We start from the raw sequence: 12252 nt of genomic DNA, 5'->3' as shown, positions 1-12252 counted from the left end.
GCGCGTGGCCTGACCGTCCAGGTGTGCGCGGTCCTCCTGTGGACGACGGGTGGTCGTCCACAGGGCGCCGCTGCCCGGCCCGGCGCCGCCGGCCTTGACCGCCACGCTGGCGGGCATGACGACGACAGCGCAGGCCCGGCGGGCGATCGGGGCGTACGGCGAGGGACGGGCCGCCCGGCACCTCGCCGATCTCGGGATGATCGTGCTCGAGCGCAACTGGCGGTGCGACGAGGGCGAGATCGACATCGTGCTGCGCGAGGGCGCGACCCTCGTCGTGTGCGAGGTCAAGACGCGCACCAGCCTGGTGGCCGGCAGCCCGCAGGAGGCGATCACCGACGACAAGCTCGCCCGGCTCAAGCGGCTGGGGGAGCGGTGGGCCGGCGAGCGCGGCATCCGCCCCGACGGCATCCGGATCGACCTCGTCGCGGTCCTCGTCCCGCGGCGCGGCGCCCCGTCCGTCGAGCACGTGGTAGGGCTCCTCTGATGGCGTTCGCCACCACGCACTGCGTCGCGCTCGACGGCGCCCGTGGCCACCTGATCGACGTCCAGGCCGACGTGTCGAACGGGCAGGCCGGAGTGGTCGTCGTCGGGCGTGCCGGTGCCGCGCTGCGCGAGGGGCTCGACCGGGTCCGGATGGCGATCGTCAACAGCGACCTGAAGTGGCCGGCCGCGTTCCGCACCACCATCCTGCTCTCGCCCGCGGACCTGCCGAAGGGTGGCACCCACTTCGACCTCGCGATGGCGGTCAGCGTGCTGGCCGCGACGGGACAGGTGGAGCATCCCCAGGTCGCGGGGACGGCGTTCATCGGCGAGCTGACCCTCGCCGGCGGGCTGCGGCCGGCGGTCGGGGTCCTGCCGATGGTCATGGCTGCGGTGAGCCGGGGCGTGCGGCGGGTCGTCGTACCGGAGCCGCAGGTCGAGGAGGCGCGGATGGTGCCCGACGTGGTGGTGATCGGGGTGCGGTCCCTGGCGCAGGTCGTCGCCGTCCTGGTCGGGGACCTGCCGCCGGACGCACCGCCGGTGGCGTCGGCCTCGGGCATCCACCTCGTGCAGTGGCGCGGCTCCGACCGCCTCGACGACCTCGACCTCGCCGACCTCCGCGGGATGCTGGACGAGAAGTACGCCGCCGAGGTTGCTGCGGCGGGCGGCCACGCGCTGATGCTCTCGGGCGCCAAGGGGTGCGGCAAGACCAGCCTCGCCGAGCGGCTGCCGACCATCCTGCCCGACCTGACGACCGAGGAGTCCCTCGAGCTCACCGCGCTGCACTCGCTGGCCGGTGCGCTCGACCCCGCCGCCGGGATGCTCACCCGCCCACCCTTCGCTGCGCCGCACCACGACGCCAGCAAGGTGAGCATCATCGGTGGCGGCCACGGCCGCATCCATCCCGGCGAGATCTCCCGGGCGCACTGCGGGGTCCTCTTCCTCGACGAGTTCCCCCTCTTCCGCTCCGACGTCATCGAGGCGCTGCGCCAGCCCCTGGAGAGCGGTGACATCACGATCGCGCGACGCGACGAGTCGATCACCCTGCCCGCCGGCGGGATGCTCGTGGTGGCGAGCAACCCGTGTCCCTGTGGCAACTACACCGCCAACAACCGCACCAACCACTGCACCTGTCCCGAGCCCGTGCGGCGGCGCTACCAGGGCCGCCTGTCGGGACCGATCGCCGACCGGATCGACATCCTCCGTCACGTGCGCCCCGCCTCGCCGGCGAGCCACGACCCGTTCCAGCCGGCCGAGTCGTCCGCGACGGTGCGGGAGCGCGTCGCGGCCGCGCGCGAGCGCCAGCGCCTCCGGTTCGCGGGTCACGGGTGGCGCCTCAACGCGCAGATCCCGAGCCCCCGGCTCAAGGACACGTGGCCCCTCGCCGACGAGGCCCGGCGGCTGATCGACAACGAGACCTACGCCGGACGCCTGGGCGCACGGGGCGCCGTCCGTGTGCAGCGCCTCGCGTGGACGGTCGCCGACCTGCGGGCGGTCCGCTCGGGTCGCGACGTCCCGCCGGGTCCGGGCGAGGTCGAGGTCGCCCTGCGGCTGCGGATGGGCCGGGCGCTCGACGCCCGCACGGTCCGCGGCGCGGAGGGTGCGGCATGAGCGTGAGCGAGGAGGAGCGGGTGGCGAGGGCGACCATCAGCCTGGTCGCCGAGCCGGGCGACCTGCGCGTCCTCGGGCTGAGCCGCCAGTTCGGGCCGGCAGGCTTTCTCGAGGTGCTCCGCGACCACGCCGACCTCCGCGACACCTTCACCGCGGCCGCGGGGCGCCTGGCGACGGTCCAGCCGGAGCGGGTGCTCGCGAGCGCCGCGAGCCGGGGGATCCGGTTCGTGGTCCCGGGCGACGCCGAGTGGCCGCGCCAGCTCGACGACCTCGACGCCGCCGGGGCGCTGCAGGAGCGCGGCGGCGTCCCCGCCGGCCTGTGGGTCAGGGGGCCGCAGCGCCTGGACGAGCTCGCGGACGCGGTCGCGGTCGTGGGGTCGCGGTCGTCGACGACCTATGGCGACGAGGTCGCCGGCGACCTCGCGGCCGTGGTCGGGGCCGCCGGCCGCCCGGTGGTCAGCGGAGGCGCGTTCGGCGTCGACTACGCGGCCCATCGAGGAGCCGTGGCGGCGGGGGCGAGCACGGTGGCGGTGCTGGCCTGCGGCGTCGACCGGGCCTACCCGGCGGCGCACCGGGCGATGCTCGAGCACCTCGCCGAGCACCACCTCGTCGTCTCCGAGGCGCCGCCCGGAGCGTCGCCGTTCCGGATCCGGTTCCTGGCCCGCAACCGGTTGATCGCAGCGCTCTCGCGCGGCACGGTCGTGGTCGAGGCCGCCCTGCGCAGCGGTGCGCTCAACACCGCCAACTGGGCCGAACGGCTCAACCGCGTCGTGATGGGGACGCCCGGCCCGCTGACGAGCGTCGCCTCCGAGGGCGTCCACCAGCTCATCCGCCGCGGTGGCGCCGCCCTCGTCACCGGTGGAGCAGACGTGCTCGAGCTGGTGGGCTCGGCGGGGGAGCAGCTGGTCGCCGACGCCCGGGCGCCCGAGCAGCCTCGCGACCGGCTCAGCGTGCGGGCGCGGCAGGTGGTCGACGCGGTCCCGGTCGCGGCACCGGCTCCGTCGGAGTCCGTCGCACTCGTGGCCGGTCTCGGTGTCACGGAGGTCGACCGCATCCTCAGCGGGCTCGAGGCCGACGGCCTGGTGGAGCTGCTGCCGACCGGGTGGCGACTCACCGAGCGGGGGAGGCGGTGACGACACCTGGCGTCCCTACGATGAACGAGTGAGCGCCGCGGACACCGAGGACGTGCTGCCCGAGTGGGCGGCGGGCGTGCTGGCGTCGTACGAGCGGCACCTGGTCGCCGAGCGGGACCTGGCCCCGCACACGGTGACGGCCTACCTCGGCGACATCGGCAACCTGCTCGACCATGCCGCCCGGCTGGGGCTCGAGGGACCCGACGAGCTCGACCTGCGCACGCTGCGCAGCTGGCTCGCGCGCCAGCAGGCGTCCGGGCTGTCGCGGACCACGCTGGCCCGCCGCGCGACCGCTGCACGGGTCTTCACGGGCTGGCTGGCGCGGACCGGCAGGGCGGCGTCGGACGTCGGGTCCGCCCTGGGGTCGCCCAAGCCGCACCGCACGCTGCCCGACGTGCTGCGGGTCGACGAGGCCCGCGAGCTGATCGCCGCTGCCGCCGAGCTCGCCGACGACGGCAGCCCGGTCGGCGCCCGTGACGTGGCGATGCTCGAGCTGCTCTACGCCACCGGCATGCGGGTGGGGGAGCTGTGCGCCCTCGACGTCGACGACGTGGACCGCGACCGCAACGTCGTCCGCGTCTTCGGCAAGGGCCGCAAGGAGCGGACGATCCCGTTCGGGCATCCCGCCGCTGCTGCTCTCGACCGGTGGGTGGCGGCGGGGCGCCCCCGGCTCGCGCGTCCCGGCTCGGGGCCGGCGCTCTTCCTCGGCGCCCGGGGCGGACGGATCGACCAGCGCGCGGTGCGCACGCTGGTGCACCGGCGACTGGCCGACGTCCCCGGAGCGCCCGACTTGGGACCCCACGGACTGCGCCACACCGCGGCGACCCACCTCCTCGAGGGCGGTGCCGACCTCAGGTCCGTCCAGGAGCTGCTCGGCCACGCGTCGCTGGCCACGACCCAGCGCTACACCCACGTCACCACCGACCGGCTGCGCCGGGCCTACCAGCAAGCACATCCACGGGCCTAGCACCGAGCACCGCGAGCGCCGGCAGCGCCCGCCACAGCGGCAGCAGGCGCACCGGACCGGCCCCGACCAGGCGCAGCGGGTCGAGGTAGTCCTCGCCACGCAGCCAGCCCCAGTGGAGGCAGGCGCGGGGGAAGCAGTGGGAGCCGGCCAGCTCGAGCGTGCCGATCGACCCGCCCGCGGACACCTCGTCACCGACCCGGACCGTCGCTGCCACCGGTTCGTACGTCGTCCGGGTGCTCCCGTGGCCGACCGCGACCACCCCGCGCCCCGCGATGCGGCCGGCGAACACCACGCGCCCCGGCAGCGCCGAGCGGACGACCTGACCGACCCGGCCGGCGAGGTCGACCCCGCGGTGGCCCTCGCCCCACGGCTGGTCGGGTGGGTCGAAGCGCGCGACGACCTCGGGCTCGGGCTGCAGCGGCCACACCCCGACGGGGTCGTCGGCCTCGGCCGCATCGGCGGGGACGGGGCCGGTGGACGAGAGGGTCAGGGCGATGCTGGTGAGGGCCACCACGAGCCAGGACGGGCGCATGGGACGAGCCTGCGCTCGTGGCCCGGGGAAGCAGCCCGGGCGCTCGCGCTCCTGTGGAGGAGGACGTGCCGGACGTGCGCTGTGGATGGTCGGTGGCCGCAATTGGTCCGGGGAGCACCTCGCGCCGTACGCTGGGAGGCACCGGTCCGCCCTGGACCGGAATTCGCTCGTCCGCAGACCACGACGGGGTCCCTCTCCTTGAGAACAGTGGCCCCGGTCGCCCGTGGGCGTCGATCCTCAGTCCGCCGATCACCGGATCGGCGGTCGGATCGCGTGCAGACGACAGGACCAACTGAAACAAGTACAGGAGAAATCATGGCTGTCGTGACCATGCGCCAGCTCCTCGAGAGCGGCGTCCACTTCGGACACCAGACCCGTCGCTGGAACCCGAAGATGAAGCGCTTCATCCTCACGGACCGCAACGGCATCTACATCATCGACCTGCAGCAGTCGCTGGCCTTCATCGACCGCAGCTACGCCTTCGTCAAGGAGACCGTGGCCAAGGGCGGGACGATCATGTTCGTCGGCACCAAGAAGCAGGCCCAGGAGGCGATCGCCGAGCAGGCGACCCGCGTCGGCATGCCCTACGTCAACCAGCGCTGGCTGGGCGGCATGCTCACCAACTTCTCGACCGTGCACCAGCGGATCAACCGCCTCAAGGAGCTCGACGAGATCGACTTCGACGACGTCGCGGGCAGCAGCCGCACCAAGAAGGAGCTGCTGCAGATGCGCCGCGAGCGCGACAAGCTGAACAAGTCGCTCGGTGGTATCCGCGACATGACCCGCACCCCCTCCGCGGTGTGGATCGTCGACACCAACAAGGAGCACCTGGCCGTCGAGGAGGCGCGCAAGCTGCGCATCCCGATCATCGCCATCCTCGACTCCAACTGCGACCCGGACGACGTCGACTTCCCGATCCCGGGCAACGACGACGCGATCCGCGCGGTCGGCCTGCTCACCCGCGTGATCGCCGACGCCGCCGCCGAGGGCCTCATGGCCCGCTCCGGCGCGGGTGCGTCGAGCGCCACCGCCGAGGAGCCGCTGGCCGAGTGGGAGCGCGAGCTGCTCGAGGGTGACGCCGAGAAGGCTGCCGTGGAGGCGACCGGCGGCGAGCCCACCGAGGACACCCCCGCGTCCGAGTCGACCGGTGCGTCCAGCGAGGCTGCCGAGGCGCCCGCCGCCGAGGCGCCCGCCGCCGAGGAGACCCCGGCCGACGCCCCGGCCGAGGCCTGAGCGACACCCCCACCCGATCCAGAAAGCGATTGAGGATTCATGGCATTCACTGCTGCTGACGTCAAGAAGCTCCGCGAGCTGACCGGCGCCGGAATGATGGACTGCAAGAAGGCGCTCGACGAGACCGACGGCGACTTCGACAAGGCCGTCGAGCTGCTCCGCGTCAAGGGCGCCGCCAAGGCGGCCGCCCGCGGCGCCGAGCGCGAGACCTCGGCCGGTCTCGTGGCCAACGCCGGCGGCGCGCTCATCGAGCTGAAGTCGGAGACCGACTTCGTCGCGAAGAACGAGGAGTTCATCAAGGCCGCCCAGCAGATCGCCGAGGCGGTCGACGCGGGCAAGGCCACCGACACCGAGGCCGCCAAGGCGCTGCCGCTGGGCGACAGCACCGTCGGCCAGGTGGTCGAGAACCTCGCCATCACCATCGGCGAGAAGATCGAGCTCGGCGGCGTCGCGTACTTCGACGGCCCGGTCGCGGTCTACCTGCACAAGCGTGCGGCCGACCTGCCGCCCGCCGTCGGCGTGCTCGTCGAGTACGACGGCGACGAGGCCGCTGCCCGTGGCGCCGCGATGCAGGTCGCCGCGCTCAAGGCGCAGTACCTCACCCGCGACGAGGTCCCCGCGGACATCGTCGCGGCCGAGAAGGACGTCCTGACCAAGAAGACGATCGAGGAGGGCAAGCCCGAGGCTGCCGTCGCCAAGATCGTCGAGGGTCGCCTGGGCGGCTTCTTCAAGGAGCTCGTGCTCCTCGAGCAGGAGTCGGTCTCGGAGTCGAAGAAGACGGTCAAGGCCGTCCTCGACGAGGCCGGCACGACGGTCAAGCGCTTCGCGCGCTTCGAGGTCGGCGCCTGATCGCGCACTGATCGCACCGACGGCCGGTGGTCACCCTGGGGTGATCACCGGCCGTCGGCTTTTTGCCTGTGCCGTCGCGGCGCACGGGGTAGGTTTGTGGATCCCGGCTTCGGACATGTGTCCGTGACGTGCGCCCACACGCGGACGCACGCGTCTGCAAAGGAGATCGTCACGTGGGACTCATCCAGGCTGCTGTCGGCGCGATCGGCGGCACGCTCGCCGACCAGTGGGTCGACTTCTACGGCGTCCCGGACGGCGTCGGCTCGACGGTTGCGGTCTTCCCCGCGGTCGCGAAGGGCCAGAACGCCGGCCGCGGCAGCAACACGCAGGGCTCCGAGGGCGTGATCACGAACGGCTCCAAGATCATCGTGCCGGAGGGCTACGGGCTGGTGCTGCTCGAGGACGGCGCCTTCACGGGCTTCGCCGCCGAGCCGGGCGCCTACATCTGGAACTCCGACGACCCGGCCTCGCAGTCGGTCTTCACCGGCGGCGGGCTGGTCGACTCGATCATCAAGCAGAGCTGGGAGCGCTTCAAGTTCGGCGGTCGCCCGTCCGCCCAGCAGTCCGCGATCTTCGTGACGCTCAAGGAGCTGCCCAACAACAAGTTCGGCACCCAGTCGGAGATCTACTGGGACGACGCCTTCCTCAACACCCAGGTCGGCGCGATCACCCGCGGCACCTACACGCTGAAGATCACCGACCCGCTGACCTTCATCCGCAACTTCGTCCCGGCCGACGTCATCGGCGGGCGCCAGCAGTTCGACTTCACCGACATCGACAACCCGGCGGGCGAGCAGCTCTTCAACGAGGTCGTGGGCTCGCTGGCCCCGGCGTTCTCGATGTACACCAACGACCCTGCCAAGGGCAACCGGATCACCCGGCTCCAGCAGGACTCGATCGGGTTCGCCCAGTCGCTCTCCGCCGCCGTCGAGCAGAACTACCAGTGGCGCACCGACCGTGGCCTCGAGATCGTCAAGGTCGCCCTCGTCTCCATCGAGTACGACGCCAACACCCGCGAGCTGCTCAAGAACGTCCAGCGTGCCGACGCCCTGTCCGGCTCGCGCGGCAACTCCAACCTGCAGGCGTCGGTCGCCGCGGGCATCGAGGCCGCGGGCGAGAACGCCGGTCCCGGCGGCCTGATCGGGATGGGCATGGCGACGGGCGGGATGGGCCTCGGTGGCCTCCAGCAGCCGGCCACGCCGGCCCCCGCCGCCCCGGCTCCCGCCCCGGCCGCCCCGGCGGCTCCGGCAGCTCCGGCGGCCCCGGCCGCCGAGGACCCGATGGCGGTCCTCAAGCGCGCCAAGGAGATGCTCGACGCCGGCCTCATCACGCAGGAGGACTACGACGCGGCGAAGGCGAAGGCGCTCGGTCTGTGACGCAGGAGCCGGTGGAGCCGCAGCAGCCGACCTTCGACGGTCCGCCGCTGTCGCTCGAGGAGGAGCTGGCCGCGGCCAAGGCCGAGCCAGAGGCGGGGCCCAGCATCGAGACCGTCAACGAGTCGCTCAAGGACGGCCTCAACAGGTGCCCGAAGTGCGGTTCGACCGACGTCCAGCTGCGCGCGTCGACCGGGATGCTGGTGTGCCTGTTCTGCCGCAACGAGTGGCACGAGGCGCGGGTCGAGGAGGAGTTCGGCCTCGGTGAGGGCATCGACGAGCTCGAGGGCACGGTCATCGCCAGCGGCGCGGAGGACATCCGGGCCGACGCCAGCGACGTGCTCACCTTCAAGTGCGAGGCCTGCGGGGCCGAGGTCGTCGTCGACACCGCGCACGCGCTCAACGCCCGCTGCCACTGGTGCCGGCACACGCTGAACGTCAACCAGCAGATCCCCAACGGCGCCGTACCCGACGCGGTCCTGCCGTTCCGGCTCACCAAGGAGGAGGCGGTCGAGAAGATCCGCGCCTTCGCGGGCAGCCGTCGGCTGTTCGCGCACCGCCGGTTCAAGAAGGAGTTCGTGCCGGAGAACGTCCTGGGTGTCTACCTGCCCTACCTGGTCATCGACGCCCGCGCCGAGTCGCAGTACTGGGGCAAGGGCGAGGTCCAGACCCGACGCTGGACCGAGACGACGGGCAGCGGGGACAACAAGCGCACGACGACCTACTACGCCGCCGACATCTACCAGGTCACGCGCCAGGTCAGCTTCACCGTCGACGACCTCACCGTCGAGGGCTCCTCGGAGCGCGCGCAGTTCGGCACCGCGAACACCAACAACATCGTCAACTCGATCCTGCCGTTCGACACGAAGAACGCCGTGAAGTGGAACGCCAGCTACCTCGTCGGCTTCACCAGCGAGAAGCGCGACCTCAACGTCGAGGCGGTCAAGCCGGTCCTCGAGGACCAGCTCCTCTCGATCGGCCGCTCGCAGGTGCACGCCTCGCTCGGCCGGTTCGACCGCGGCGTGCGGTGGGAGCAGGAGAAGGTCGACGTCGGCGGATCGCGCTGGGTGTCGATGTACCTCCCGGTGTGGCTCTACTCCTACCAGCAGGAGAGCAACGGCCTCCTGCACTACATCGCGGTCAACGCGCGGACGGGGGAGACGATGGGCAGCATCCCGGTCTCACAGCCCAAGCTGCTGCTCGCGGCGTTCACGGTCGGCACCTTCCTCGAGGGCATCGCCGGCTCGATCCTGGTGGCGTCCGCATGATCGCCCAGCTGATCGCGATGGCCAGTGACGACGGACTGGTCTGGCTGCTCGCGGCAGGGCCGGCCGGCGCGGCCGGCACGTACTGGCTGATCTACCGCTACTACCGCAACACCGACAAGTCCCACGCCTACGAGCGCGACACGATCATCGAGGCCCAGCCGGTGCAGGGCGGCGAGGAGAAGGTCGACCACATCTCGAAGACCACGGACCCCGACATCGACGGTGACAACAGCGACGACTACCGCGAGCGGGTCCAGCGGGTCCAATGAGCGCGCGTGAGCGCGTCTGCCGGCTTCTCGGGCCCCTGCTGGCAGCCCTGCTCCTCGTCACGGCCTGCACCGATGCCCGTTCCGACGAGCCCCGCGGAGACCAGCCCGCGGGCCTCGTCCCCGGTCCGTACGACGTCCGGCCGGGCGTCGTACTCGGGACGCCGGTGGACGACACGGAGACCCAGGCGGCCGAGCACCCGGTGGTCGCCCGGCTCCTGGAGCTGATCGCCCACACCCCGAAGGGGGAGCGGATCCGGATCATCACCCGGTCGTTCTCGCTGCACCCCGTCGCGGACGCGCTGGTCGACGCCCACCAGCGGGGCGTCTCGGTGCAGATCATCGCCAACCGGTTCGCGTCGAAGAGCTTCCGCGCGGTCGCGAAGATGAGGGACGAGGTCGGCACCGACCGGCGCAAGGACTCCTTCATCTACCTGTCGAGCGGCTCGCGGCGGGGCCCGCGGACCGGCACGCACCAGAAGACCTGGACCTTCAGCCGGGTCGGCGACTCGCGCCACGTCGTGATGGTCGGCTCCGCGAACCTGTCCTACTACTCCACCCAGCAGTACAGCGACATGTACGTCTTCGTCGACCGGACCGACGTGTGGCGGGCCTTCGACCGCGACTTCCGCGACCAGGTCGGGATCGAAAAGCCCCGGGGCCCCGGCTACGCGCCGGTGCTCGGCAGGGACCGGGCGTGGTTCTTCCCCGGCTGGGACGAGGAGACCGACCCCGTCCAGGCGTTGCTCCGCGACCTGCCGGCCCGCGGCACGGTGCTGCGCTTCGCGATGTACGCCTGGCACAGCGAGCGCGGCCGCCGGCTGGCGGAGATCGTGGCGGACAAGGCCCGCGGCGGAGCCCGGGTGCAGGTCATCTCGCTGAACATCGGCAAGGAGATCGTGGCCAGCCTGCGGGCGGCCGGCGTGGAGGTGCACAGCGCGCGGTTCCGCAACGGCAACGACGTCCACAGCAAGCTCAGCCTGCTCGAGTGGACCGCGGCCGACGGTGCCCGGCACCGCCGGGTCATCACCGGCAGCGACAACTTCGGGTCGGACTCCCTGCCGCGCGACGAGCTGGCGCTCGAGATCGCGCCCGACCGGGGATCGTGGCGCCGCTACGTGCGCTGGTACGACGCGATCATCGAACGCGCTGCCGGCGAGGGTCACTGATAACCTCGGACCGCTCACCGCACACGACTGGAAGGACCCTGGTGCCCGGTTACAAGCGAGTCCTGCTGAAGCTCTCGGGTGAGGTCTTCGGCGGAGGCAAGGTCGGCGTCGATCCCGACGTCGTGCAGGCGATCGCCCGCGAGATCAAGGCGGTCGTGGACGCGGGCGTCCAGATCGCCGTGGTGACGGGCGGCGGCAACTTCTTCCGCGGTGCCGAGCTCCAGCAGCGGGGCATGGACCGCGTCCGTGCCGACTACATGGGCATGCTCGGCATCGTCATGAACTGCCTGGCGCTCCAGGACTTCCTGGAGAAGCTGGGCGTCGAGACCCGCGTGCAGACCGCCATCACGATGGGCCAGGTCGCCGAGCCCTACATCCCGCGCCGCGCGATCCGGCACATGGAGAAGGGCCGCGTCGTGATCTTCGGCGCCGGCATGGGCATGCCCTACTTCTCGACCGACACCGTCGCCGTCCAGCGCGCGCTCGAGAGCAAGTGCGATGTCGTCCTCGTGGCGAAGAGCGGCGTCGACGGCGTCTACACCGCCGACCCCAAGGTCGACCCGACGGCCACCAAGTACGACGAGCTCAGCTACGACGAGGCCATCTCGAAGGGCCTGCGGATCATGGACCAGACCGCGTTCGCGCTCTGCGGGGAGAACAAGCTCCCGATGATCGTCTTCGGCATGGAGCCGGAGGGCAACATCCTTCGGGTGGTCCGGGGTGAGAAGATCGGGACGCGGGTCAGCGCAGGCTGAGTCCTGCCCTGCTCCGCCCGAACCAGCCAAGAATGGAGAACCGGTGATCAACGACACCCTCAACGAGGCCGACCAGAAGATGGGGAAGTCGGTCGACGCGACCCGTGAGGAGTTCGCCGCGATCCGGGCGGGACGGGCGCACCCGAGCATGTTCAGCAAGATCCTCGTCGACTACTACGGCTCGCCGACCCCGATCCAGCAGCTCGCGTCGTTCAGCGCGCCCGAGCCGCGGGTGATCCTGGTGTCGCCGTTCGACGTCGGCGCGAAGGCCAACATCGAGAAGGCCATCCGCGACTCCGACCTCGGCATCAACCCGTCCGACGACGGCCAGGTGCTGCGCTGCGTCTTCCCCGAGCTCACCGAGGAGCGCCGCAAGGAGTTCATCAAGCTCGCCAAGGAGAAGGCCGAGGGCGGCAAGATCGCCGTGCGCCAGGTGCGCCAGAAGGCCAAGCAGAGCCTGGAGAAGCTCGAGAAGGACGGCGAGGTCGGCAAGGACGACGTCACCGGTGCCGAGAAGCGTCTCGACGGCCTCACCAAGAAGCACACCGACGCCATCGACGAGCTGCTCAAGAGCAAGGAAGCCGAGCTGCTCGAGGTCTGATCCTCGAGCCGCTCC

General features: G+C 71.7%; 13 protein-coding genes. 12 read left to right on the top strand and 1 reads right to left on the bottom strand.

Annotation, left to right across the window (positions count from 1 at the left end; all coding sequences use genetic code 11):
• The first annotated feature begins 115 nt into the window (after window positions 1-115).
• From AC2YHB_RS08825 to AC2YHB_RS08810, 4 genes are read left to right on the top strand one after another with little or no spacing between them, the layout of a single operon-like run.
• Window positions 116-484, top strand: a complete 369-nt coding sequence (locus AC2YHB_RS08825) for a YraN family protein (RefSeq protein WP_179647560.1) — start codon at window positions 116-118, stop codon at window positions 482-484.
• On the top strand, window positions 484-2091 hold the full coding sequence (locus tag AC2YHB_RS08820) for a YifB family Mg chelatase-like AAA ATPase (protein WP_179647559.1): 1608 nt from the start codon (window positions 484-486) through the stop codon (window positions 2089-2091). The genes AC2YHB_RS08825 and AC2YHB_RS08820 overlap by 1 nt, the downstream gene beginning before the upstream one ends.
• Window positions 2088-3224 (top strand): DNA-processing protein DprA, encoded by a 1137-nt coding sequence (dprA, locus tag AC2YHB_RS08815; RefSeq protein WP_179647558.1) that lies wholly within the window; start codon window positions 2088-2090, stop codon window positions 3222-3224. Before AC2YHB_RS08820 ends, dprA begins: the two co-directional genes overlap by 4 nt.
• Before the next feature lie 28 nt (window positions 3225-3252).
• On the top strand, window positions 3253-4191 hold the full coding sequence (locus AC2YHB_RS08810; protein ID WP_179647557.1) for a tyrosine recombinase XerC: 939 nt from the start codon (window positions 3253-3255) through the stop codon (window positions 4189-4191).
• On the opposite strand, the gene AC2YHB_RS08805 is transcribed toward AC2YHB_RS08810, so the two are convergent.
• On the bottom strand, window positions 4139-4723 hold the full coding sequence (locus AC2YHB_RS08805) for a M23 family metallopeptidase (protein WP_179647556.1): 585 nt from the start codon (window positions 4721-4723) through the stop codon (window positions 4139-4141). The genes AC2YHB_RS08810 and AC2YHB_RS08805 overlap by 53 nt on opposite strands.
• 315 nt (window positions 4724-5038) lie before the next feature.
• Between AC2YHB_RS08805 and rpsB the strand changes: the two genes are divergently transcribed.
• The 8 genes from rpsB (at window position 5039) to frr (ending at window position 12237) form a co-directional block, all read left to right on the top strand.
• A complete protein-coding gene (rpsB, locus tag AC2YHB_RS08800) occupies window positions 5039-5956 on the top strand; it encodes a 30S ribosomal protein S2 (RefSeq protein WP_179647555.1) in 918 nt (305 codons plus the stop codon).
• Window positions 5957-5995: 39 nt separating this feature from the next.
• The gene (tsf, locus tag AC2YHB_RS08795; RefSeq protein WP_036546719.1) at window positions 5996-6805 is read left to right on the top strand and encodes a translation elongation factor Ts; all 810 of its coding nucleotides are present in this window, start codon (window positions 5996-5998) and stop codon (window positions 6803-6805) included.
• Between the two features lie 173 nt (window positions 6806-6978).
• The gene (locus tag AC2YHB_RS08790; protein WP_036546716.1) at window positions 6979-8181 is read left to right on the top strand and encodes an SHOCT domain-containing protein; all 1203 of its coding nucleotides are present in this window, start codon (window positions 6979-6981) and stop codon (window positions 8179-8181) included.
• A complete protein-coding gene (locus tag AC2YHB_RS08785; RefSeq protein WP_036546714.1) occupies window positions 8178-9446 on the top strand; it encodes a TFIIB-type zinc ribbon-containing protein in 1269 nt (422 codons plus the stop codon). Before AC2YHB_RS08790 ends, AC2YHB_RS08785 begins: the two co-directional genes overlap by 4 nt.
• Window positions 9443-9715, top strand: coding sequence for a hypothetical protein (locus tag AC2YHB_RS08780; protein ID WP_207006328.1), 273 nt, complete (start codon window positions 9443-9445; stop codon window positions 9713-9715). The genes AC2YHB_RS08785 and AC2YHB_RS08780 overlap by 4 nt, the downstream gene beginning before the upstream one ends.
• Window positions 9712-10881 (top strand): phospholipase D-like domain-containing protein, encoded by a 1170-nt coding sequence (locus AC2YHB_RS08775; protein ID WP_036546712.1) that lies wholly within the window; start codon window positions 9712-9714, stop codon window positions 10879-10881. The genes AC2YHB_RS08780 and AC2YHB_RS08775 overlap by 4 nt, the downstream gene beginning before the upstream one ends.
• Window positions 10882-10922: 41 nt before the next feature.
• On the top strand, window positions 10923-11636 hold the full coding sequence (gene pyrH, locus AC2YHB_RS08770; protein ID WP_036546709.1) for a UMP kinase: 714 nt from the start codon (window positions 10923-10925) through the stop codon (window positions 11634-11636).
• Between the two features lie 46 nt (window positions 11637-11682).
• Window positions 11683-12237: a ribosome recycling factor gene (gene frr / locus AC2YHB_RS08765; RefSeq protein ID WP_207011296.1), complete on the top strand. Its 555-nt coding sequence runs from the start codon at window positions 11683-11685 to the stop codon at window positions 12235-12237.
• The last annotated feature ends 15 nt before the right edge of the window (window positions 12238-12252 follow it).

The organism is Nocardioides sp. SRI_004 (assembly GCF_057586415.1).
This window is presented reverse-complemented; position numbering and strand designations above follow the sequence as displayed.

What these genes read in the sequence shown, in the direction of transcription:
- AC2YHB_RS08825 (WP_179647560.1), top strand. Translation starts at nt 116, where the DNA reads ATGACGACGACAGCGCAGGCCCGGCGGGCGATCGGGGCGTACGGCGAG.
- AC2YHB_RS08820 (WP_179647559.1), top strand. Translation starts at nt 484, where the DNA reads ATGGCGTTCGCCACCACGCACTGCGTCGCGCTCGACGGCGCCCGTGGC.
- dprA (WP_179647558.1), top strand. Translation starts at nt 2,088, where the DNA reads ATGAGCGTGAGCGAGGAGGAGCGGGTGGCGAGGGCGACCATCAGCCTG.
- AC2YHB_RS08805 (WP_179647556.1), bottom strand. Translation starts at nt 4,723, where the DNA reads ATGCGCCCGTCCTGGCTCGTGGTGGCCCTCACCAGCATCGCCCTGACC.
- rpsB (WP_179647555.1), top strand. Translation starts at nt 5,039, where the DNA reads ATGGCTGTCGTGACCATGCGCCAGCTCCTCGAGAGCGGCGTCCACTTC.
- tsf (WP_036546719.1), top strand. Translation starts at nt 5,996, where the DNA reads ATGGCATTCACTGCTGCTGACGTCAAGAAGCTCCGCGAGCTGACCGGC.
- AC2YHB_RS08780 (WP_207006328.1), top strand. Translation starts at nt 9,443, where the DNA reads ATGATCGCCCAGCTGATCGCGATGGCCAGTGACGACGGACTGGTCTGG.
- AC2YHB_RS08775 (WP_036546712.1), top strand. Translation starts at nt 9,712, where the DNA reads ATGAGCGCGCGTGAGCGCGTCTGCCGGCTTCTCGGGCCCCTGCTGGCA.